Below are 24084 nucleotides of genomic sequence, written 5' to 3'. Positions count from 1 at the left end.
GTCACACCTCCGTTGCCGGATGGGATTCAGACTTAGTACGTCGCTTAGTCACCAACTTCTTCGAAATGACTTCCAACTGCATCTTCGTGAAGTTTGGCTCACCATATTGTTCTTCCTTCATAGTCGTTTCCCCCTTCTCGATCTCCTCTAGCAGCGTTTCAAGCGCTCGCTTCGATTTAGTAGACTTGGCAAAAAAGGAGTGATTCCAAACACCATCGTTGTTGATCTGGTAAATAAGGCATCGTGTCAACAAAGACTTTAGCAATCCTACAAGTCCATGGGTCACGTCGAAAATCTCGTCCATCATCAGGTGAAACTGCGGCACATCCTCCATGGGCCACTTAGCCTGGAGCTTCCTAACAATGCTTTCAAAGGGTGGGTACTTGTCAGTGCCACCTCTTCCTGCTGCAAGCAGCACTCTGGCCTGGTTTTCTTCAGTTTTGGTGTACCGTCCGAGGTAAATCGATTCACTTCGCCGGTCGATTTCTCCGTTATGCGTCAGAAACTTGATAAGACTCGGCCCACCAATCGGCATCAAAAAGCCATAAGTATCGTCTGCCAAACTCTTTACTGCGTCCATCAACGCGTCGAGATCCGAATATCTGACCATATGGAAGAACTCATCGATAGCGAGAACGCGAACACGGCGATTCTTAAGCATTTTTGTGACCGCATCCCGGAGACCGTCCAGCCCTCTTGGTATAACTATTGCTCGCCCGTCGCTGACTCTGACCCCACGCTTTTCCGAGATCGACACCTCATTGGCCACGCGTAGAATTTGCCGCAAAATCCCAGAGAACACGGTTCGACTGTTCCCGAATGCAAAGGCCGGTACCATTAGAGTCGGGAATTCGCCAGGATCGCCCTCAACCATCGGGCTAACGACTGATTCGTAAAATGCTGTCTTTCCCGAACCAGTTGGACCGATAAGTCCGACAATTTTATTATCACTGGGAGTTTCGAGGAAGTGTCGAAATAGTGCTTCACCCTCTTCCAGCTTTTTATGCTTGACCCTCAAAGAGGCAAAGAAAGAGACCTTCTTGCCCGGCGGCAGGGATAACACCTCGTCTAGTGACATTTTTGAATACGCAATACGCTCCGCGTGTGTAATGGATTTCTCCAACTGCGTCAAACTTATCCGTATCTTTTGATTCATAGCAAACTCCGCTTGGTTGTCGAAATAAGTGCGACGGCTTTCTATCAAAGGTCTCGCAGCCATCTGAGAAAATCATCGAAGCAATGAGCAACTCAACGTCGCCGAGTGCCACGCACATTTATCGCACGAAATTTTTCACAGTCACGTGGCGTGAGTTCGCCACGATCACCCTCAACCATCGGGCTAACGACTGATTCGTAAAATGCAGTCTTTCCCGAACCAGCCGGACCAATAAGACCGACAATTTTAATATCACTGGGGGTTTCGATGAAGTGTCGAAAGAGTGCTTCACACTCTTCCAACTTTTTATGCTTGACCCTCAAAGATGCAAAGAAAGAGACCTTCTTCGCCGGCCGAAGAGATAGCACATCGTCTAGGGATATGTTCGAATACGCAATCCGCTGCGCGTGTGAGATGGATTTCTCCAACTGAGTCAAAGTTATCCGTATCTTTTGTTTCATAGCAAACTCCGCCTGGTTGTCGAAATATGCGCGGTGGCTTTCTACTAAAGATCCCGCAGCTATCTGAGAAAAACATCGAAGCATTTAGCAACTCAACGTTGCCGACTGCCACGGGCGTTTATCGCACGGAACCTTTCACAGGTGGCGTGACAGAATTTCTGTCTTGATGCAGTTGAGGTCATGTCAGACAAAACCATCCTCACCATCCGAAGTCCATACGTCCTCGAAGTCAACATCCTCCGCCGAAAGCGTCTCCAGCCTCTCGCTTAATGGAGGCGCAGACTCAGGTTGCGGCCTTGTTTCGGGTTGTCCAATCGCACTCAGCACACTTGCTGTCAGCGCAGACTCCGTCTGTGGCAATGCGCCGGACATCGCTGCTTCTACCGGATTTGGAGCGCACGAGGCGTCCTCCTCTGGAACTTGCTGGGCCTCGGTTTGCGCGAGTTGAACGTTTTCCGGCAGCGGTTTCGCTGACACCACTTTCCATGCCGCGATGTAATACAGCCGCTCGATTTGCTGTTTGAGGTGAACTTCAGCGCTGAAGTGGCGGGGGTCTATTTTGAACGTCCGTGCCCTGGCGCGTTGCGGATTGTTCTTGTCGCGCCGGGCAAGGTAAACATTCTCTAACCGTTGCTGGCGTGCCGCATACTGAACCTCGTAGGAAGTGCGTTTCCAACGCTCCTTGTCGCGACAGGTTGCAACCACCCAGCGACGACCAGTGTTAACATAGATGACACCTGCGTACCACGGTTCGATTCGCACCTCCAGGCTCTTGTTGGAAAGCCTGGCGAAATCGTCGTGCCAGTAGTAAGCGCCGCTCTCCCAGATTCCTTCGTGCGGCTTAACCTTGTGTTTTTCCTGCTTCGGGAACATGCTAGTTAGCAGCATTTGCGTTTCATCGAGATAGATGGGATCCTCGTCTCTCTCACCTGTTTCCCGGAGACGCTTAACTTCGAACTCGATTTGAGACATTCCCAGTTTGGGGTGTATCGCCATGGGGCGTTCGACCATCAGATAGTATTCGAGCGCATTCGCAAGTTCCACGAATCCCCACACCCTCCGATCTCGCGGATCTACTGCCTTTGTCATCTCCCGCGCGTGCTCGCGCATCTTTCGTGAATTACCTTCGAGCCCAGCGACAAACTCCTTATCGAGCACTGCAAACATATTTTCGATTCTGTTCCCACCACGAGGTTTTCCGCTCGACCGTCCACGTTTGTCGATATCGTGGAAGCCACAGAATTCGTCCAGCGCTTTGGTATCGAAATCCGCACCCCCGTCGACGACGATTACGCGCGGAACACATTCGTGGCGCCGTATGTAGTCTCGCAATACCATCAACGCAGTCTGCGCCGACGGAGGACGGTAAGTTAAAAGATACGAACGACATTGAGTGGTATGTCCGTCAACGGCCGCGCACAGCCAAAGCTTCTGCCATTCCTCTCCCCTCGGACCTATTGTGAAGATAGGTAAAAGAGTATTATCGATGTATATGACCTCATGCGGACGTACGCCACTCAAAGGCTCCCGAGCATCCAGTTCCAGAGGAATCGTGGTTTGAGTATGTGCACGTCTCTTTCCTTCCCGCTCCCAGACATCCTCATTCTTCCGAGCCCGCTGTCCAAAGGCGACATAAGACATCGGTTTGACACCTGCTTCGATGCACATCGCGCAATATATGTCCCAGGCTTTTTGTACCGTTGTGCAGTCCGGTGTGTTATAAATATTTTGAATAACTTCTATCGCGATCGATTCTGTCCGGTCATCACTAAAGCGGCCGCTACGACGACCTTTATTCGCGTTCTCAGGAAGCAGGGACATGATCCGTCCAACTGAGCTTTTCGCTTTCCGATAACGAGACAGCCAACGAGCAAAGGTACGCTTCGCGACGCCGACGCCATCGTTGCGAATTGCCTTTAGTCGCCTCAATGCTTCCGTACGATCCTTGTCGCTATATTCTTCCCATCGTTTTCTGTTCCGTTTTGCCAACTCCGTAGCGCGTCCGGTCGCCATGAGTTGTTCTTCCACGAGTTTGCTCAAGCTCGCGGTAGGTATCTTTTCCTCGAAGCCCCCGTCTCTCGTCAGAACACCCTGGGTTTCGTTCACGCGAGCGACGCTCCACATTTCCCCGGCATAAGGCACCATGTCTCCGACAACCACTCCCTTCACGGGTGGCAGTACGACTGGGTGATCGGCGAGTTCCGCCTTCCGTGCCTCCCAGTGAAACTTGGCGCGAACAGGGTTTGCATGAAGATACACCTCGCTTGTATCGCTCAAAACACCATTTAATATGTCGAAATAGATCACCCCCTCAACGAGGCCTGCAAATATGACATCGGCCGTGAAGTCCGCGTCAAGCATTGCGAGCAGGGACATACTTTTTTTCGAAACAAACGACCGTAACCTGTGTTTAGTGTCCTCGTCCAATAGTGTCGCTGTTGCTCGGCGGTACTTCGCCAGGAAACGTCCGTTTTCGATAATATTTGTTGGTAATTCGGATTGCCGACGGACCCTATGCAGGAGCCCCAGACTCTTGCAGAATTCCTCCGCCGAATTATTCCTCCATATTCCGACTTCATCGCAAAAGTACCTGGCGCCCGGCCCTGTCTTGACGGTCTCGAAATATCCTTGCCGCGTCCAATCCTCCAAACACGGTAGGGAATTTATGCGAACCACAAGGAAGTGGAATAGATGTGCGTCTCGAGTGTAAATGACGTTGTCCTCGTCGCGCGGAAAGAAATCTTCACTATGTGGGTAGTAGTGACACTCCATGACGTCATCATCGAATTCGTAGAACGCAGCAGCGTTTTCATGCAACATGCTGGCAAGCGTGACCCGCAGCCCGCCAGACTTGCTCAGGTTTTTGCGCACCAATACATTGTCGCCTCCCTTGTTAGTCGGCTTATGTACCGGGCCATTCTCACGAACTTTCTTGAGGAAAGCTATGGCGGCGGCAGATGCCCCAAGGGTCTTTAGTTGCCTGTCGACTGCCTTAGTTATGGCCGTGGGCGCAGAAGGCGATGTTTTGGTCATGACTTTTAGAACTGTAGAGGACAGCCGGCAAGTTACTTTCTGTTTGAACAGCGCGAACCAATCGGCCGCGCCGCATTACAATTGCGCGAGCGTGGGGTATTGAATGCCCGTCGATGCTGCCGCACGAACATTTGCAAGAGGACATCGCATTGCTCGCGCCAGCCATCAACGACGGCCATCCGTTGCCACTTTTTTGGCAACCCGTGCTCTCCTCTTAAAGGAGCGAAACGACACATGCGGTACGGACAGTTCTACGCAACGCGTCCTGTACCTCAGATAGGCATGAGTCATTGGGTACACCTCACAGCCAAGGAGCCAGTCTCTGATTTCCTGTTCAGACAGCGCTAACTCCTGCTCAAAAAATCTGGCCTTCTGCGCTCTTCCCATAAAAGTGAGAAGCGATACATGCCGGACCGACACATCTACGCAACGCGTGCAGTACTTCTGATAGGCCTGAGCCACCGTGTACCCGTCACGGTCAAGGAGCCAGTCCCTGATTTCACTGTCTAACAGCATCCGCTCCCGCCTCAACCGCTGTGCAACGGTGAGCTTGCCGGCCGTACTCGATTCTTGTCCAATCGCAGTTTTCGTCGGCTCATCGCACTGTGTCGCATCGACCGACTTCGAGGGGGCGTGATCACTCATAGTTACCATCTCCAAAAATGGTTTCGTGCATTCAATATCAATTGTCGTCTTGCAGCTCTCGAAATCCGTTTCCATCGGAAGCTGCGACGGTTTACCCGTAAATTTGGCCAGACTCAACGTTTATGCCTGTCATCGTTATTCAGCCCACCGTCATGTTTAAATAAATTCGTATTACTAATTTCCTCTTCCAGTAATTGCCCTGCTCATGGATCGCCTCCGAAACTTCTACTTTGCGCCGACCTCGGGAAGCAGTTCGCCACTCTTCGGATCAGATTGATTCGTCTCATTACCTCGAATATCGCGGCGCGGAGACCGAAGGCATAGCTCGAGGCCAAGCCCCTCAATGATCTTGCGCAGCGTAGTCGATCGGAACTCTGTGCCGCGATCTACCTCCAGAATGGTCGGAGCACCCGACTGCTGATATTTGACTATCTCTTCTCGCATTGACGCTATTGAAACTAACGACTCGATTTGCAGCGACCAGAAACGCTCTAGAGTCGACGGCCACGAAGCCGCCTCATCTGAATGGGCAACCGACATTCTCGCAGCGTCGTCAACGTAGCTCGCACGCGACCGGATGCGCGACATTTCAGCCATGGCTGAATTCTGTTCAGGCGATATTCTCTTTGACGTGTTCATCTTTGGCTCCATAAGTAACAACTACGTTGACTGCACATCATCGATGGCGATCCGTGCGCGAAATCGAGGAGGCCCTCCGGATTCCACGGACGTTCGGCTGCGTCGCGAGGCATTCCAGCGATTTTTTCGAGTAACCGAAGTACCTCCAATGCTGAAACCACCCGCTTGATACCTCGAATTTCCGTCTAGATATGGTCTACATGCGTCTCCAACAGCTCCATCTTCCAGACGCCAAACAATATGCATTCCTAATCGAGCAATCAACTTATCGCCCTCCTCGATTTCCGCTCCATGACTCACAGCGTCGGCGAGCCCATACTACGGACGCATAGGATTGCCTTGTTCGCTTTCGCTTTGTTCACTCTCGTCGCATGGATATGCGATCGCTATGGCGAGCCGCGCTCGATCTACACAGATGCGCTCTCCCGCCACGCTGTCGATGGGGACCATCTTGGCGTCAGATTCAGATATGACACGAGTCCACAAAATCCTTCGGTCGAATTCCCGCCATGCAACCTCCAATATCGGAAAAACGACACGGTTCGCTTTCTCTCGCCGTGGGGCTGCAGGCCTGCCCGGAACATCCTCTCCTAACTCAGCCCGGGAGTTAGATTCACGCGTATTTGAGTCCATATCCTGCACCTCGAAAGATTTTCGTAATATGCCTGAGCGCCGGACAACGACTGGGCGGCGAAAATTGGAGCCAGTCGCATGCCCGTTGGCGCGCCGACGCGAGGCATGCCCTCACCCTCAGGGAATGACAATTTCGGTTTTTTGAAAGCTTCACGCGTGGGCGGGATGCACCGACACGAGCCGGTCTCTCCCGACCGTACGTGTTAGCGCCGCTCGACGACTGAAATTTGTTGGGACTGGCCCGTCGTTGGACCCGCAGAAATCTCGAGCAAGCGACTTGCTTGCCTGAACGGTGGCTTCGGGCCTGGTCCAGTTCGCCAGCACCGTCGGACGCCAAGACATCCGCTGGTCATTGTCCGTCGGCGTATCCGACGGACTTGCCCGGTCAGTGCGACTGGCCGCCGATAAAGGAAGAGCGTTGGACTCGAGAACCGCCGTCGGCCATGGGCGGCCAAACGGTCTAGATTCATAATTTCTATCAAAATTAACAACTTGATAGCCAGTACAGATGATTGCGTGATGTAAAGCGCGCCATATAACGCGGAGATCGAGCCTGGGCGCGATTTTTACTACATATGAGTATGTGTGATTCACGGTTGTCCTTTTTTAAAAGACGAGTTGACACCCGGAACCTCACATGGCAGACTAAAAGCCATGTATAGAAGTTCCGTTCGTTAGGCGCGATCGACTTCTTTGTTCCGTAGGCGGGTTCCCGCCCGCCTACGGAATAATTTTCACCTGGTACTCACCTCCACACTTTGTTTCTTACAATATCTCAAAACGGCCCGTTGCCCTGTTTACCGGTGCTTTAATCAGGCTACCTGCCGGCGTCGTTCTTTAAAACCGTTATTCAACTGCCGCGAGTTTCCGACGGTACGGTAATTCACCGGGTTTGACAAGCGACGTTGTATATTCTTTTTCTATTGACCTTCCCCCACAGTGATGCTAGCCAGTAGATTATTTGTCAATAAATCAACTTTCCATTTAATCATTTAACACCCTGTAAATATAGAAATCGGATAACAACTTTATTATCAACTCCGAATAGATAAGATTTTATTATCAAATCCGTATAGCGCAGCACATCGAAAAGCGAGGGGACGGGTACAACATTCACACTGACTACCCCCACGAATCATTCCTCGGCCGACGGATGTACCGGTATGGGTCGCAACAATTGATAACGACTGATGCAGCCCCCTCGTCTGGGTCGCATGGTCCGCAGCCCTGCTGTTGGTCGAGCATGTTGGTCGTCCGCCATCGCGGCTCATGCCGCGTCTGTGTCCCACGAACGATGAGAATCACGATGCGTAGATCCAACAATCGCTGCCCCGAGTTCCGGGCAAATCGATATGCCCAGCGCACGAAGAAATGAAATCTTCACGACGGGTCGGTCGGAATTTGTCGCCCCTGCGTGACTCTCAACGTCTGAAATAACTCTTGAGCCGATTTCAGCAGACGAAATGGACTGTCGATATCCCACGAAGGACTGCGTAGTTCGATCAAATATATCATCGAGATCGATTGTCACAGCTCGATCATCCGAAAAATAACGAGCAAAATAACAATACGACTCATACACAAGCACGTATCCTGCGCAACGATTCACGCGCAAGCGTCGCTACACGATCATACCGGCGCGATAATCGATTTATACGCCGATCTGCACCGCGCCAATCCTGCCCATGAACATAATTTTCTCGGAAATCGGAGGATAAGAAGACCGGATTCTGAATATTTAAGATTTCATCAAACTGCCAGACGCGCACAGAAACCATATTTTCGCCAAACAGGAAATCATATCGCACGATATCTTTCCGAAAGATGGTACAGATCGAAACTTCAGCAACATCACCCAGGATATCCACTTCTGATACCGCCGTTCGCGCAGCGGCATATTTATCGACGCACCGTCCTATCGATCAAACGTTCGGTCTAAGTGTCGACGAGACAACAAACCGGATTAACACAGTGAGTTCCGCCGATATCACGCTGAATATAATCGGGCATGTGGTTCTCGATAACGATGACAGATTGACACTATAGGGGACAGCTGCGCTCCGAGATCCCCTCCAGGCCATCCCATCACAGGTGTTCATCGATGCCTGATACTGTAAAAAACACGGTGTCAATGTGGTCACAGCGCGACCGAACGATCGCAACCGCAGTCGCAAATCTGGATTGGCGTGAGCTAGCAACTTGGCCTGTTCGGGTCCGTACCTATCTCTCTGGTCAACGTGCGGAGGGTGGATTCGCTACCTGCCAGCATCGATATTTTCCAGTATGGCAGAACCGGTTTGAGCAAGTTTTCCTCGTAGTTTCGACCGGACTAGCCGGCAACGCGTGATGTACGAGCGTGAGGTAGCTGTCCCTCGTCTTCTCGCAACATTCTCAGATGAACATGTGGGCTACCTGTGCCGCTAGCAGCTGCATTTGACGCAGTGGAGTCTGGCAACGGTCTTGTGGCCGAGTTTCCAAGGCTCGTAGCCAACGGCTTGCTTGCGTCACTTCGCCGCTGACCACAGTTCAGCGACGCTCTTGCACCTCATAGGTACCAGCTAGCAGGGGCTGGGGATCGAATCTCAGATTCATTGCAAGCCTCCATTAAAGCAAGGCGTCTTTGCATTTCAGTCGCGCGACCAACAATAGTCGGACCGCACTTGTCTATGGCCTTTCTCAGCAAAGCCTCATCTGACTGTCCAGCGATTGCCTGCAGAACTACGCGCAGTACTTCGTCTGCGCTTGCTGCCCAAAGGGCCCTAGACATCGGATAAGACTCCAGCACTTCAACGCAGCGCTCCGCAACGCGATTCCTGGTTAGAAAGGCCACAATTTTCGCCTTAAAATTCCCTAGCTCATCTCCCAGCGCAAGCGCCCGCGCGTACACGCTGTCGAATGCGTCCAGTATATTCAGAACATCCTCAAATCGGATATACCGCCAAAAGTGCCTCGAAACGTGCTTAAAAGACTGTTTTGAGAAATGCTTGTCATAGACAACTTCCATGGCAGACGCAACGACCAAGGCAGTGGGCTCCACGTTCGCAGCGCGGAATTCACGCAAGACCTCGACCACGCTACTTACCAAAGATGCCCTCGAAAATTCCTGGAACGTATTTGAAAACACTCGAGGAAGTGGAAGTGCGGCCTCGTCAAGACTGCCAAGGTCGATGGCGAATACCCCGCTGACGATGCCATTGACGTACGAATCACGTAGCACAATCTCCTCAATCGAAGTCCCCTGCTTCCGGCGTACATCACAACGCGCCTCCGTTATTCCGGTGTCCAACATCTGCTGGATAGGCTCGTCACATTGATACCGTACCGACAGGTAGCGAGTCTCGCTGACAAAGCCAACAATGGCCTCGCGGGCTTCTGCCCCCCAGAAGCAGGTTGAGATTTCCTCGGCCGGCAATAGAACCACTCCCTCCCCAAGAGAAAGGACGCATGCGGACTCGCCAGAAATCGTTTCACGCAATTCGACACTCATACGCCCTGGGCACCGAGCAAACGTATCGAGAGTTTCTTCATCAACCTTGACGAGAATCAGACACTGGCCTTCGATTAGGCCACTTTTGTCACGAGGTGAGCGATTCGGGTCAATGATGCACACCGGTGCGCACGGGATCCACGGCTGCCGGAATAACTCCACGATTTTCGGTACGGCGCTAGCGCGCGCGGTAGATTCTTCGCCGTGGCTCGAGTTCATTTTATGGTCCTATCAAGTTGGATAAATATTCAGACGCAGTCTTTTTAGAACAATTCGACGGTATGACTGCGGCGTCCGAATATTGTGTGTAGAACCGAGTTTTATCCATTTTAAGAAAATACTCAGTGACGAGCTTTCTGAACGAGACTCCGCTATCTTTGCAGTGAAATGTCGATAACTCGGCGAACGGCGCTACGAGCGGGACCACGATACCGCTCTCGCGTGCTGACGTACCGCTTGAAGTGCAGAGGTAAACTCATTGAAGAGATAGCAGATTCCGTCAGACTCCTCGTTCAGGTAGATTTATACGCCGATAGTTTGTCGGGCCATTCGTGATCAACACAACACGCTCCCGATCGTGAGTGACATCGGTATAACTCTCGTCGCGTGGCTCGAATTCGTCCGGGTATCGCGCACTGTATTCCTCCCCGCCGCAGCTTCCGCGTTCATATGTCCACGCGTGCTCCGGAATAATGACGTCGAACAACTCGTCCGCTTCTGATAGGTCGGCGTAATCGTCGAGAAATAAAACTACGCTATCAGGGTCAGCCCGTTGCAGGAGGGCTATAAGCTCGCGCACCATCATCTCCATCTCCTCTTAAGTGTTCGGACGGCCACTGCGACCAAGATTCTCCCACCCTTATGGCAGCTGGTATCGCACTTGCGGAGCGCCCGATAACTCATGACGCACTTTTTTCTGCTCACAGAAACGGGCACCTCAGAACGAGACCAGATTTCCTCTCCTGCAACGCTCCCGTCGGCGGACTCGCCGCAGTCTCATCTCAGCCGCTGCCGCGCGAACAGGAGTGAAACTCACAGGACCTGTCTCAGTCTCCGTCGACCAATCCGGTGTCTCGATTTAATCGCACCCCATATTATTTTCGCCCCTCCCGGCGAGAATGTCGAATCAGCATACCACCGAATCTTTTTCTCATTTTGGCATTAAGTTTTATACCGACAGCGAAAAACAAAACTGAATCAATGGCATACGAAAACTCACGCACGATTAATCACAAGCGGGGAAATTTATACGTTGACTCTCTCGAATCCGATGTATTAAATTTCCTCTCATTGAATCCGTGAGTTGCACGTCGGCGACGACGTAGATGAATTTACGGTCCGCCCTTCGACGAATTTATACAGCCCAGCTATGAACAACGAGCAAATCCAGTTTTTCGGCACCTCACTTGAGCAATCCTCCGGTCCGATGTTGGGAACCGCATCGACTACTCAAGCACAAGTAGAACTCATAGCTGAGGCGGAGCTCGCGAAGCTGGCGATTCCGCTTCACCTTCATCCGTCGAGGGTACTGCCGAGTCATTTCACTGAAGCGATTGAGCGAGCATTTGTGCCGGCGACTAGGTTCTGGTTCCATGTTGATGCCGAACGTTTCGTTGCTGCGTTGCAGAATCAAGACCCGGCGTATATGGGCGCCCTGGTCTTGTCATGGGAGCAATGGGGATGCGGGTCGTTTCACGAAGACCTGATCAACTCGATTCGCACGAAGCAGTTCGATGAATTTTGTGCTCTTTGGCTGGCTTCACAGTCGCAGGGGTTGGCATCGAATGACGACGAAGAAGTGTACAACCTGCTTCACAGCCATCTTCGTAGCGCCGGTGAATCGACACACCTCAGGTACCTTGAGCTCGACGGCGTGAAAGCGATTCGCTACATCCGTGAAAAAATGGAAAGCATGACCGTCTAATCAGGCTACGACCCAAAACGAGGCGCTTGCGACCTTGCGTGGAAACGCGTTTACCGGAATGACAGGATTTCATTTGATGCATAACGTCGCCCCGTCGCTATACGTTTCGTCAGGCCAGTTCTGACACACGCCAACTTGCAAATTAATCAGGACAATTGCATGCAGGATATTGAATTTCACACGCTCGACGGCGACGCTCTGCTGCTAACCGTCAACGCCGAATTCGTTGAGTCGGTCCGACAGCATACTCTAGGCGAAGGCACACCGACTTCATACGTTGCTACCGTCTCGGATGTCCTCGGTCAGATGGTCGAGACCGACGAACGTTGTCTCGTCTTGGTCTTGCCGGGGCTTGCGTCCGAGGCTATCGACCTCTCAGTCGCGCATATCAATGAGCAGGTACGCGTGACCCCAAAAGGAAGCCCGGTGGCATGCGCGCTCTTCGCCAACAACCAGGTTGCGGTGAACGCGCACGCGCTCAACGAGGCCCAACCAATGATTTCGGGGCGGCTCACTGTACTTTGGGTGTTTAAGGACAGAATAACGATGCGTCACTATCCGTATGACGATGACACAGAGCGGCGGCTTTGGCTCGTGTCGTCTGTCGCCGATGGTCACCGGCACGAAACAGACTACCGAGCGGAGGCGAATATCGACGTGGATGCCGACGCAGGCGTGATTGAAGTGCTCAGCTGCTTCACGTTTATCGAAACGGCAGGCTAGCGGGTCGCGCCAAAACACATTGTCCATCAGCGGAGGGCAACGCCCTCCGCTTCTTCATCTATTTCCTCGCTCAACAATTCATTCCACCTGGATACGGTGCCTGCCAGATAGCGGCAGTAGGCCAGACTATGCTCACTCTTGCCCTGGGTACTGCGGATCATCTTCGTCTGCGTCGCCTATGCTCGCCCCTGAGTTGCCCTGCCGATTTCGAGGCGCGATTCTGGCTTCCCTGCTCCATTCCTTGACCAGTCGTCTCGGCGCATATTTGCTGCGCGCCTGCGCCTTACGATGACTTTGCAGCGCCTTCTTAATCGGCCCCCTCTGACGTTCATTCGGCCCGCAATCCGACGCTTGTTGAGATAAGAAGCACTGCCCTTGAGCTAGCGGATCGTGCTCGGTGTTGAACTTTTCTCAAAGCTCGTTGAGGAGGCTCTCTCAAACAAACAGCTTTTCCGCCACGGCCACGAAAGCAGCTGGATTCATCGCCCCCGCCCGACTGGCTCCCGCCCCGGTTTCCGGATAGAAGACAGCCTCGGCGCATACCGATTACTGCGGTGCTCTGGCTCGGTGGGCGCTCAGGGCGCGAACAGCCCTCAAGACAATCTCTCGAAGGCTCGCAAAGACCGCTTCGTCACACGCGGCATTCTAATTTTAGACCAATCACACCTGTGACCTCCTTAAACTACCTGATTACGCTTAGGATATTTTCGACGTATAACTTTTTAAACGTTATGCTCGTATAAATAATTGGATATTTTTCGGAACTTATTGCAAACCCCTGAAGACAACATTAAGATTAATTTCAACGAGATGCAGAGGGAGCAGTCACGACATTTACTGCATCACATCCAGATAACGCATCGAGTTTTGATGCCCATACAAATCGCTTTTATACGCCGAATATGAGTAGAAAGGAACTTCGCCCTAGCTTCCGGTCAGCCGCACTCGAAATCGAAATCTATGATTTCAATATGGAAGTTCTTCGCAAAATCCAAAACGACGCGATGAATCGTGAATCACTGGCAGCCTATGTCGTGCCATCAGATTCCGTACTTTCAGATTCGGCAGCAGTTGCTGACAACATTGTTGTCGTTCCACTCATCGGCGTGGATTCCGCCGAATTCGACTATGAGGAGCAGTACGTCTACAGCGCGGTCCACCCCAGACTCAACGGCGACCGCATTGCCTGCCTGATGTTTGCACACGACGAAGTTGCGTTGACTCACATGGCTCCACATTGGGCCGGTGCCAGTCTCTACGATGCCCTGAATGTTCTATGGCTCTTTGATGATATCCCAGTAGTTTCGCGGTACTACATTTCTGATGATGTATTCGAGCAGATGACAAAATCGAACGCCATTGAGGACGACCACAAATGCCTTACGCCGGAAGAACAACAGGCTTGGAAGAAGGTTGCGGCAGAGGCTAATCACATGGGGGTATTCGAGACTGTTAACCTGACTGAGTTCACCCCCCTCGGCGCGACTCCATCTACGGACAATCTGAACACGCTTGTTCTTTAACCATACATGCGACGCGCGGCCAAAGACATGCAAGCTTCGACGATTCAAGATTCACCGGCTCCGGGTGAAAGGTACGGAATTCTGATGCCGCCCCAGACCTACGGCGAACGGTTCGGTGCACCTCCGACAGGAGCGCCGACAACTCCAGTTCTCACGGCAAACTTCGATATCGAGCGTATCGATGCAGCCATGGCAATGGGACGCGCCAGCTTCGGCGTTTATTGCTTACCCGGCCCCGACGTGGATATCGTCGCGATTCGGCAGCAGCTTGGACCCATTCAGAACTATTGGTTGGCTGCCTCATGCGACCCCGGCGTCTGGTGGGCCATTCAGGCGTGGCGAGCGAGCGAGTGGATTCACGTTGCATTTTTCGAGCGAGGCGACATCTACTCTGGGCGCGACGGTGTTCGATGCTGTGTACATCGGTCCCATAGCGGGAACAGTCAAATCGATACGTGCCGGCGAGAAGGAGCGGAGGACAATTCCGCAAAATTCCTCGACTTTGCTCGCAGATTGATTGCCACAAGGTCCATCGAACGGACAACGACAAGCGACCTGGATGGAATTGCCCTTACGGAAGTTCAGGTCAATATTTTGACGACCAAACGCATATTCAGGTACATCAGCGGTCTGGAGACCGCGAAGCCCGGTACGGTTGGAAGTCTCATTCTGGCGTAGATTCGAAGCGGACTTCTGAAACTTCGGCAAAGCGCGCTCGCTGAGGCCAAACACCGAATTTAAAAGCATAGAACGCCCGAGAATCCCCTCTTCCGCTGCGCAATACGCGAGTCGCCGAGCCAATAAAAACCGACCCTACACGAAGTAGACCAACCACATTTTCAATATACACCTCGCACTCTCGTCATCGTCGAACAACGATTGATGATGGAAGACAGGTACAACACCACACACTGAATAGTCGATGAACTCTGTCGCCAAATCCACAATCACTACCCTGAGCCTCGGCCAGGACGACCTCAATCGCGAACTCGCGGACCTTATTTTCGAGGACTGCCATCACGCCGGCGAGCCATCATCGTATAGAACGAATACGCGAGACATTTTCGTCCGTTCCGAACTGATGACCGGCGAATTATGCGTCGTTGTACCCCTTCCGGGAATGCTCTCTACGGAAATTCCACCGACGACTGAGTCTCCCTCAGCAGTCGTTCTGAGAGAACGAAATGATGGAAAAGGTGATGCATATCTTCGGATGCGCGGGGGGAACGTTTCGCTGCAATCCGACGAGTTGCGTGGCGATAGATACCTCGTGCTATACCTATTTGATGACAATGCATCGCTCGACCTTATCCCTGTCACGGAGGAACTACGAGAGGAAATTTGGGTGCATGAAATGAGCGCGCAGTCGCGTCACTTTTTTGATGATGAGCCGCTCGAGGAAACGGCACAAGGTCCGTTTGATGTCCCGCTTGTCGCCAGAAGAGCGATAACAGTTACGCCTCATGAGACGAAGAGTACGGCAATACCAGAGTTGGGGTAATCGAAAGTACAGAATTTCCGAGTTTCGACAGCAGCCGGCTGAGTTGCCACTGCTGCACCCAACACACTTCCAAGATAACCAAAAAAGATGCTCAGGCCCCTGCACTGTCCGAACGACACAGTTGAGACGCTCATTCAGAGTGGCCTGCGCCACGCCGTTGTGCTCCTCGACAAGCTGCTTAACCAGAATGGTGACTATCAAAATCCCCGAGTTGACGTTGATACGTTTCTCTCGTGGTTGATGGAAGACCATCCGGACTGGTCTGCCGAACTTTCCGGGTCGGGCTCTGCCGATCTCTTCGGACATCGTCTCGGGCGCTTCCTCTTGCTTGCGCAGCGGCACGACGAACTCTCGGGATATCTTACACAGGCCGAATGCAAACTGAAGGAGCGCGACATCGACGAGCTAGGCAAGCGCAGGAACGTGCGGGAAGCCGTCCAACGCGCCCTTCCTCGCTGGAGTGGAGAGGCCGTCGAGGACGCCATCAACGACGCTACGATTCTGCTCACCAGCTCTCGCTCACTCAACGAGGTCGACGGATGCGCGGTCAAGCATGCGCCCCAAGTTCAACGATATATGGTCCCGGAGCTCTCGCCGATGCTTCAGGCGGCACGCCTGTTAGCAAAAACCGCCCGGCCGGACACGTGCTTCCTCGTCGCGCGCGACGATGCGCCGCAATCACTGCAGGAATATATCCACGAGCAGGTCGCCGTCGTTGTGCCACTGGAAGCCAAGTCCGACGCATCATGGATATTTCACTGCCAGGATGGCCGAACCACCCACCGGGAACTCGTCGTTGCCGATGGCGACGGACCGATTTCGATTCCGCTCATGGTTGGTCTGGAGCGCGGACGTGTCCTATTCGACTATGAGGCACTGCGCGAAAGACTGTTTGGCAGGCTACGCGCGCAGCTGCCGATAATGTATGTCTCCAGCGTAGAGACCGTGCTAGCAACGCATCCGTTCCAGCCGTTCGCATTTTCGGAAAGCTTTTATGCCGAGGTCACGAACTTCCAGATGGGCTGGGAGACTGACGTCGGCCACGGCATGCCATTTGAGCAACGCGTGGACAGCTTGCGCCGCGACAGACTCCCCCGTCACGTCTATGTGAACCGGTTTCTCGAGGATCTAACTCGTTTTCCTGTCAGCAGCAGCGCCGCGCTGGCTCATCGACTTTCGGCGCTGTCGGATCTCCGCTTCGATATCGGCCCGACCTAGACCAAGAATCTGAATAAGCGCAGCCTTTTGCTCCGCGCTCGAGTCAGGCCACGCATACTCCGAGCCCAACGCAGAAGATCGAGACGTTGCCGCACAATGTCGCGTCAGACTGCCCCCCAGCGTGAAGTATGTGTCCACCGAGATGTCGGTGATCTGACCGACCTCTGGTCAGCAGCGACGTCGAGCCTTCGACATTGGAGGTTACGCGCCAGGTACTTTCGGTCCCATGGACCATTCACTCATGAACAATCGCGACACAGCATGTCGCCTCGCCGGCCACTGAAATTTATGTCCCTTTTTGATATCCAAGCAATCTTATCGACACTCCATTGAAAATAACAATTTTTCCGTCAAATTGAAAATACAAAATTGAATTTATAACACTTCTGTCCGTTTTTAAAAATCGCGTGAATTGATAACAAATCGTTGATTCATATATATATTTGTCCGTTGCGCGAACAAATCAAATACACTAAGATTCGACCAAGTTAATCAACGGCCTGATTTTAAGAGGGAGCGATGTCGAAAACCGAACACCAACCGAACTCGGGAACGGGGCTGAATAGCTATTCCATGCCGATATATGGTGCACCGCTTAGTTATGCGCGCGCTTTCGCGAAGCTTTTCGAAGATGCGGCGGAGATGCCTGCTCAGTCGCCGGTCGTCACCACTGCAGTGGATCCGGAAAGATTCAAAGCTTCTGCAGTTGGCGGTCAATCGCGGTTGCATATTGCAACGGTCCAAGGCGACAACTGCTACCTCCTGGCATTGAGCCTGCAACTGGGCCACTCCCAGTTCGTATGGTTGGCCGACCCCGTTGACCCCGAATTTTGGTCAGTAATCGACGAGGCAAAGAAAGCCGGCAGGCTTGGATTTGCGTTTTTGTCACCGGCAGAGCCGTGGTTTCAAGCGTGTGGAGTGCCCCAAAGCCGCAGCACGTTCGAGCAGTATCGAAATCAAATTGGCCGTGGAAGTGACGCGTTCGTTCGCTCCGCGCTGTCCATGATGAAATCCGGCAACGCTGTACATGCTGTCATCAGCGTGCTTCCCGATGTGGAAATCGCCTACCGGCGGACATGCCTCCTTTTGACAGGCGGCGTCACGTCGGCCATTGCGTCGATACCAGGAGCCATCGTCGACCGTACCGCGCCCTTGACTGTGTGACCTGACCATTTTGGACGCGACTCTGACGGTGGCTCACGCCTGGCTCTGACGGGTCGACAGCAGGCACAGACTTCCACCGAGCTCGGGCTCGGCTCGATCAACAGTGCCACGGTGAGGCGTCGGGAATCACCGAAAGTTGACCCGAAGTCGCTATACATCGTGTCAGGGCAAGCCGGACCACCCTGCGCTCCAGAATATTCAGGACAAACACCATGCAAAAAGTTGAATTTCGCACACTCGATGGGAGGTTTCTCTCGCTGAACGCAAACGCCGAATTCGTTAAATCAACTCGACAGCATACGCTTGGCGAAGGGACTCCGACTTCATATGTAGTCGAGATTTCAGACGTTTTCGATAAGTTGGTCGATACAAAAGAACGTTGCGTCGTCATCGTGCTGCCGGCACTCGTCTCTGAGGCTATTGACTATTCGGCGGCGCCTATCAATGAACAGGTACGCACCACTCTCGAGGGTGTGCCCGTGGCATGTGCGCTTCTCGCCAAAGACCGGGTTGCGGTGAACGCGCACGCACTCAACGAAGCACAGCCGCTGGACTTCGGTCGACTCACAATATTCTGGATGTTTAAGGATAGAGTCGACCTTTGTCACTATCCCTATACAGAGGAAACCGAGGAGCGCCTTTGGCTCGCTTCGTCCGTCGCAGACGGTCACAGGCGTGAGGTGGATCGGAACGCGAATGGTAAAGCTGACGAAGTCACTGGAGCGGATTCCGGTGTGATTGAGGTTCTAAGCTATTTCACAGTGGTCCAAACAACAGGCTAGCGCTTGCAGTGGAAAACCGTTTTTTCTCCTGCGGAGGGGACATCCCTCCGCTTCTTCGTCTTGCAACTCCAGCAGAGCTGCATGCTTTCCGTCCGATTCCCCACCGACTAACGCCATAGGAAAACGCCGCCTACGTCTACGCGGCAGCGCGCGCGATTAGTCGGAGCGGCTAAGGGGAATCATTGCCATACGGGCGATCAACCGGCGGGATCAAGGACAGGGGTAGCTGAACACACGATCAGTCGGCGGGCACCTCGGGTAAGCGCCACATAGAGGTTACGCGTGTCCATCAACTCTGGGTGAAGGATAACAGCAACGTCCGCCTCCAACCCTTTCAGGAGTAGAGTACTTCCCACCGCCCGACGCGAGACGGGGCGTCCAAGCTGGCGATTCCGCTCGCGAGCGTGAAGGGCTGCGTCTTGCAGCGTCCCGCCTCCCGCCACAACAGCTCGCATGGCGGACTTTAAACAGTGCAGCATCTCAGGGCGAAACACACGGGCATTCGGTTGCTCCTCCAACCGCTGGAGCAGCTCTAGTGCTGCACCAAGGCTTGGCGCAGCTACAAACGTGACTGCTGCTCTTTCGGCGGGAGTTGGAGGCGTGCGCGCTCGCCCCTGGCGAACGGTCTCAACGCGAGCCAAGAGAGTCGTCGCGTTAACCTGCGTCACGACGTCTGCCGCAAAACGTACGAGCTGGGGGAGCGCATCGACCGCGCCGAGGTCGAATCGCCGTGCAAAGCCGACTAGATCCCCGAGATCAACGGCCTCGACTGAGGTTGCCCCAGGCGTCTGACTGGTCAGTTGATGCCTGCCTTGCGGGTTGCGGGCGTCTCCAATGACAAGCACGGTCTCTTCTCGGTCAACCAGCCGGGTTTGCGCGGCAGCACGGCGCTGCTGGATTGCGTTCGCGGCGTTTAGCTGCACCCATTGAACCTCGCGTGGCGCTTCCCGCAGGTCCAAACCGTGTCCAGCTTGCAGCTGGGCGCGAGTATCGAGGAGCCAGAGGCCTAGTGGCTCAGTGTCTGCGTTGCGCCAGCGCCAAGGTGTATCGAGTGCACCGACAGCGGGAAATCGGTCTTCAACGCCAGTCTGCCAATGGACAAGCTGGTTGCCTGCGAAGCCAAAGATGGCCTGCATGGGATCGCCAAGCACAGCGGTGGGCAAAACAGTCGCCATTGCGTCGACGATGGCATGCTGAACTACACTGCAGTCTTGGTACTCGTCGACGATCAAGCGTAAGTAAGTTGCTCGCAGCGCGTCGCTAACGTGCCCAGCCAGCAAGAGCTGCAAGGCAGCGGCCCGTATGGTTGGGTAGTCGTTCCGGGCGTCGCCGATTTCGAGAATGCGTGGGTCGTGTCCGCTTCGAAGCGGAAAACTGCCGATGAGCCGCATCGCAAACCCGTCCAAGGTCGAGAGGCGGTAAACCGAGCCCGGAACACGAGCACGCTGCAGCCGCATACGCAGAGCGGCGGCGCCGGCGTTGGTGTGCGTGAGTATGAGAATGGGCTTGGCGCCGTCATGAACGCCTAGGGTGTCCGCTATAAGCTGAGTCTTCCCACAACCTGCTGGTGCTGTGACAGAGCCCCTGCCAAAGGCGAAAAGGTCAAGTTCAGGCGGCATGGGTCCAGGCGCGAAGCTGCTCAATGATGGCTTGAAATCCGGCATCGGCCGTCGGCAGGTGTGGCCCAACAATGTCCCTCGCGATTTCCTGGAAGGTCGAAACGGACTTGAACCACCCGCTCCCGCGAATTCGGGAGGCCCTGCCTAGCATCGCCCTGATTTCATCCGTGTAGCCCTCAAGCAGGGGGGCAGCTTCGACCGTCGCCAGCGTATGACGACCCTCCGACTTGGATGCGATGTGCTCGGAAACCAAATCTCTTCCCATCACCTCGCATGCCTTCGCTAACAGGGCATCGATTGCATCGTCTCCGAGACTACAGAAGAGTTCGTCCTCGAGTGCGCGGCCGGCACGCCAGGTAAGCGATTGGCCACCTGCTGCGTGGAATGCTGCAGCTACCTCTGCGGTCGGCGGCTTGTCCGCATCCACAAGCACGAGCACCCGGTAGCCTAGTCGCAGGAGCGCCGCTCCCCGCGTGAAGCATCTGTCGGGATTGCTGCCACCCACGTCCACGTACGCACCACCCAGAGCAAAGAATGACGTTGCTCCGTGACCGACCCAATGCTGGTCAAGGCCCCGCGCAAGGCCCACCTCGCTCGCGCCCTCGCAAACGATCACAGACCTGGCAAAAAATGCCTCAGGATCAGCGCGCAGAGTACTTTGAATGTCGTTGTCCACTCCGACTTTGTGAACGACATGACGATCCGCTCCGGCTCGAATCACAAACACCTGGTCGCCGGAAAGCTCCCGAATGGCGACCGGTGAATGACTCGTCATGAAAACCTGGAGCGGAGGTTTAGGCTCCTTTGCACCGAGTGAGTCCAGAAATCGGACCAGGCGATGAGGCTCCAGTCCGTATTCGACTTCATCGACCAGCCCGATAGTTGCGGTCTCCGAAGCTGCACGCTGAAGGCCCGCGACAAGCAGGCGTGCGGAACCTGTTCCCAACGACCGCAAAGGGACGCCTACCGCGTTGTGCAGTGCAATTGCGCCGTCTCCGATAGAAACCGAATGCGCGTCTAACAGAGCCTTTGCTGATTCTCCTACGGGAACCCCGAGGTCGGAAGCAACCTTGGTCACAATCCGGAGTGCCCCGGCGAGTGGCGCACCGGCCTCATTCCCGAAGCTCGCGCGTGCGTCTCGCGCCGCGCGAGCCAACTCACCACCAAGATTGGCACGCTCTTCGGTGAGGCGGTTCAGTACAGAACCCCGAGTCCACGAAAGGTTATTGTTAGCGAAATTGCCGATGCGTGCTGGCGCGAGCGCTATGCGCTCCTTCCAGGGCAAGCCCCTCTCGAGCCCCTGCTGCTCCGCACGCAGTGAGTACAACAACCATACAGGTTCGAGGTCGCTCGTCACCTTCAACTGCAGCGTCACAACGGTCTCTGTACCGGCGCGAGGCTCATCTTCAACCTGACCTGTCGCAGCGTCGAAACCGCGCAGGTAGTCCCCATAAGCATCGAGATTCAGCAGCGCATCGGGCAACGCCCCCAACGTGACTGAAATGACGATCGGCCGGTTGACGTCCAGTCCACGGAAATCGGTATCGCCGAAAGCAGCACTTCGTCGCGCGCCAAGACAAAGGTCAATAGCGTCGAGGATGGTCGACTTCCCGCCATCGCCTGGGCCAACGAGGCAGTTGATTCCGGCCGAGGGTGCCCACTCCAGCGATTGGATCGTGCGAAAGTTCTGGATTTCAAGTCGACGTATGCGCGCCACCACTGACCTCTTGGTATGTTGGAATCCGGCTCCTAACCGGCGAGCAAGGCCTAGCGGCTACCGTAAGCATCATACGCTGAGTCGTGTTGTTCGCGTCGCTGTATAAGCGCCAGCTTCCGGGTTCGGCGCATCGCTTTTTTCTCGAGCCGTCGTTGCCTACTGTCCCCCGGCGTTTGTCACGGCGGTTACCGAAGCCTTGTCACTCGCGAGAACAAGCTGGGGATCTGGGAGCCACCCAAGGACTATGGCTCCGAAAAAAACTTCGCCTGCGCATGCGAGTTCGCGCTGAGAGCCTCTACGACCGACGCAACCTCCACTTTAACCACCCAGGCGACGAAGGGTCGAGCGAAAACCCTCCTTACAAATCGCCAGGAAATGCCTCTTCTGGCGAGCAGGTGCAACAGGTGGTTGCCAACCGGTAACCGGGCCTACGTGCACGTCTATGCCATAGGCATATGCGTCTTGCTTGTAAGGTGACCCGCGATAAAGAATCACATCAGAGCATCCAGCCAGCTCGCGATAGAGCTGGTTTTCAGTTCCGCAGCTGTACAGAAACGCCACGCGCAGCGCCGTGTCTCCGCTCTCGGCTACGACCTTCATGTATAGCGCGTGCTCGTCGGGCTCGGTGACATTAACGCTCCAACCTGCATCCCGCAATGGGCGCACCAAATCCTTGATGCACTCTTCAGTCAGGACTGCTTTCCGGAGCGTTACGCCATTGTCAGTCGGCATGGGCGGGACAAGTTGACCATATTTTTGATAGTTATTCTGCTCGACAAGCTTAAGCACCATCTGAGCGTTGGCCTGGAGTTGAGCCTGCTGCCAAAGAAGGCGGCTATCGTCGTTCATCTCGGGAAAGAGCAGCGGGACGCTATTGGTTCCGTCGTGCCAGGATTCGATGGCTCCCAACGTAGCCAGAGCAACAACCAACCGACGAAAATTTCCGTCATTACTCCATTCAGTTGAAGCGCCGTGGGCGAACAGGTGTCGGTTGAGCCACGTTATTCCGTCATATTCGCCAGTCTGTTGAAAGAACATCCTCTTGAGCCATTGGCGGAAGGTCGCGAACATAAAGATCCGTTCATCCTGGCCGTAAAGGTATTCCTCGCAGCGATATTCGTCTGGAACCCAGTTCCTGTCAAAATGCATGCTAGCAGCGAGTGCGCACGCACCGTCGATGATTAGGTCAATCTGGTCCGGGATTGGCACTTTCCCCTCTCTCTCGGACATTCGCCGAAGAGCCCCCTCCATGACAGGTATGAGCGCAGCAATGCTTGAAGCTCTGTGGCCAGCGTAGAAAGCGAGATACGCCTCGCGAGCGATAGGAGCGAAGGCAGCGAGGCTTCGCGACTTCGGAATAAACTGTGCGATACAAACCGCTTGGAATGATAGGACGTAGATCGTAGACGTGTGGTAGTCGAAATTCGATACTGCCTGTTCCTTTGAGCAATGTTCAACGGACGCCAGCAGAGCATCGATTTTACCTTTCGGCACCCAGAGAGGGGCGAACCACTCCATCTTTTCCCACAGCGCTGCAACACGCAGGAACGCGTTCCTGTTCGCGAGCCATACGGGGTCGTCGGTGGCAGAAACCTTTGGAAAGTAGGCGATGCCTCCTTCGACGGTCAAAACAATGGCCTGCGTCGGTCGGAACAAACCAACGTTATGCTCTACAGCCTCGAGTACGTTCAGCCCAGCATCCCGCGCCCAACTTGCAATCGTTTTTGCATCAAGATCGCTTAAGCTCGGAAGAGTGCGAGCTCGCCACCATAGTCCAGCAAATTTCTTCTGAATTTTCGCATCGATATCCACGGAATTGTTGGCCCCCTTTGCTGTTCGGCCCACCTTGCTCGATCTAT

Annotated in this window: 19 protein-coding genes; 8 read left to right on the top strand and 11 right to left on the bottom strand. The window is 54.0% G+C overall.

The window, feature by feature from the left end; translation table 11 throughout:
- Position 1: 1 nt before the first annotated feature.
- From ACFSNN_RS27435 to ACFSNN_RS27400, 8 genes are all read right to left on the bottom strand, one after another.
- The gene (locus ACFSNN_RS27435; RefSeq protein WP_166799381.1) at positions 2-1156 is read right to left on the bottom strand and encodes an AAA family ATPase; all 1155 of its coding nucleotides are present in this window, start codon (positions 1154-1156) and stop codon (positions 2-4) included.
- Positions 1157-1248: 92 nt separating this feature from the next.
- Positions 1249-1617, bottom strand: coding sequence for a hypothetical protein (locus ACFSNN_RS27430; RefSeq protein ID WP_134465143.1), 369 nt, complete (start codon positions 1615-1617; stop codon positions 1249-1251).
- Positions 1618-1800: 183 nt separating this feature from the next.
- Positions 1801-4650 (bottom strand): integrase catalytic domain-containing protein, encoded by a 2850-nt coding sequence (locus ACFSNN_RS27425; protein ID WP_134465144.1) that lies wholly within the window; start codon positions 4648-4650, stop codon positions 1801-1803.
- 165 nt (positions 4651-4815) lie between these two features.
- Complete coding sequence (locus tag ACFSNN_RS27420) at positions 4816-5412, bottom strand: hypothetical protein (RefSeq protein WP_377688993.1); 597 nt, start codon at positions 5410-5412, stop codon at positions 4816-4818.
- Positions 5413-5520: 108 nt separating this feature from the next.
- Entirely contained in the window at positions 5521-5934 is a 414-nt protein-coding gene (locus ACFSNN_RS27415) for a hypothetical protein (RefSeq protein WP_134465146.1), read from the bottom strand.
- 2207 nt (positions 5935-8141) lie between these two features.
- Complete coding sequence (locus ACFSNN_RS27410) at positions 8142-8435, bottom strand: hypothetical protein (RefSeq protein ID WP_134465147.1); 294 nt, start codon at positions 8433-8435, stop codon at positions 8142-8144.
- 677 nt (positions 8436-9112) lie between these two features.
- Positions 9113-10273, bottom strand: coding sequence for a hypothetical protein (locus ACFSNN_RS27405; RefSeq protein ID WP_377688994.1), 1161 nt, complete (start codon positions 10271-10273; stop codon positions 9113-9115).
- Between the two features lie 280 nt (positions 10274-10553).
- The gene (locus tag ACFSNN_RS27400) at positions 10554-10859 is read right to left on the bottom strand and encodes a hypothetical protein (RefSeq protein ID WP_134465149.1); all 306 of its coding nucleotides are present in this window, start codon (positions 10857-10859) and stop codon (positions 10554-10556) included.
- Positions 10860-11423: 564 nt separating this feature from the next.
- Here ACFSNN_RS27400 and ACFSNN_RS27395 point away from each other — a divergent pair.
- The 8 genes from ACFSNN_RS27395 (at position 11424) to ACFSNN_RS27360 (ending at position 18889) form a co-directional block, all read left to right on the top strand.
- Positions 11424-11978 (top strand): hypothetical protein, encoded by a 555-nt coding sequence (locus ACFSNN_RS27395; RefSeq protein ID WP_134465150.1) that lies wholly within the window; start codon positions 11424-11426, stop codon positions 11976-11978.
- 159 nt (positions 11979-12137) lie between these two features.
- Positions 12138-12701, top strand: coding sequence for a hypothetical protein (locus ACFSNN_RS27390; protein ID WP_134465151.1), 564 nt, complete (start codon positions 12138-12140; stop codon positions 12699-12701).
- A 971-nt stretch (positions 12702-13672) separates the two neighbouring features.
- Positions 13673-14224 carry a hypothetical protein gene (locus tag ACFSNN_RS27385; protein ID WP_134465152.1) on the top strand — a complete coding sequence of 184 codons (552 nt, stop codon included), beginning with the start codon at positions 13673-13675 and terminating at the stop codon, positions 14222-14224.
- Between the two features lie 27 nt (positions 14225-14251).
- Positions 14252-14902 carry a hypothetical protein gene (locus tag ACFSNN_RS27380; RefSeq protein WP_134465153.1) on the top strand — a complete coding sequence of 217 codons (651 nt, stop codon included), beginning with the start codon at positions 14252-14254 and terminating at the stop codon, positions 14900-14902.
- A 244-nt stretch (positions 14903-15146) separates the two neighbouring features.
- Positions 15147-15725 carry a hypothetical protein gene (locus tag ACFSNN_RS27375; protein ID WP_134465154.1) on the top strand — a complete coding sequence of 193 codons (579 nt, stop codon included), beginning with the start codon at positions 15147-15149 and terminating at the stop codon, positions 15723-15725.
- 87 nt (positions 15726-15812) lie between these two features.
- The gene (locus ACFSNN_RS27370; protein WP_134465155.1) at positions 15813-16943 is read left to right on the top strand and encodes a hypothetical protein; all 1131 of its coding nucleotides are present in this window, start codon (positions 15813-15815) and stop codon (positions 16941-16943) included.
- Between the two features lie 519 nt (positions 16944-17462).
- Entirely contained in the window at positions 17463-18107 is a 645-nt protein-coding gene (locus ACFSNN_RS27365; protein ID WP_134465156.1) for a hypothetical protein, read from the top strand.
- 212 nt (positions 18108-18319) lie between these two features.
- Positions 18320-18889: a hypothetical protein gene (locus ACFSNN_RS27360; RefSeq protein WP_134465157.1), complete on the top strand. Its 570-nt coding sequence runs from the start codon at positions 18320-18322 to the stop codon at positions 18887-18889.
- 197 nt (positions 18890-19086) lie between these two features.
- On the opposite strand, the gene ACFSNN_RS27355 is transcribed toward ACFSNN_RS27360, so the two are convergent.
- The 3 genes from ACFSNN_RS27355 to ACFSNN_RS27345 form a co-directional block, all read right to left on the bottom strand.
- The gene (locus tag ACFSNN_RS27355; protein WP_134465636.1) at positions 19087-20508 is read right to left on the bottom strand and encodes a UvrD-helicase domain-containing protein; all 1422 of its coding nucleotides are present in this window, start codon (positions 20506-20508) and stop codon (positions 19087-19089) included.
- Positions 20498-22225, bottom strand: coding sequence for an ATP-dependent nuclease (locus ACFSNN_RS27350; protein ID WP_134465158.1), 1728 nt, complete (start codon positions 22223-22225; stop codon positions 20498-20500). The genes ACFSNN_RS27355 and ACFSNN_RS27350 overlap by 11 nt, the downstream gene beginning before the upstream one ends.
- Positions 22226-22543: 318 nt before the next feature.
- A complete protein-coding gene (locus ACFSNN_RS27345) occupies positions 22544-24037 on the bottom strand; it encodes a hypothetical protein (protein ID WP_134465159.1) in 1494 nt (497 codons plus the stop codon).
- Positions 24038-24084 lie beyond the last annotated feature (47 nt).

The organism is Paraburkholderia dipogonis (assembly GCF_042680985.1).
GTDB classification, from domain to species: domain Bacteria; phylum Pseudomonadota; class Gammaproteobacteria; order Burkholderiales; family Burkholderiaceae; genus Paraburkholderia; species Paraburkholderia phytofirmans.
Note: the sequence above shows the minus strand (reverse complement) of the source record. Positions and strands in the feature narration are given on the sequence as shown.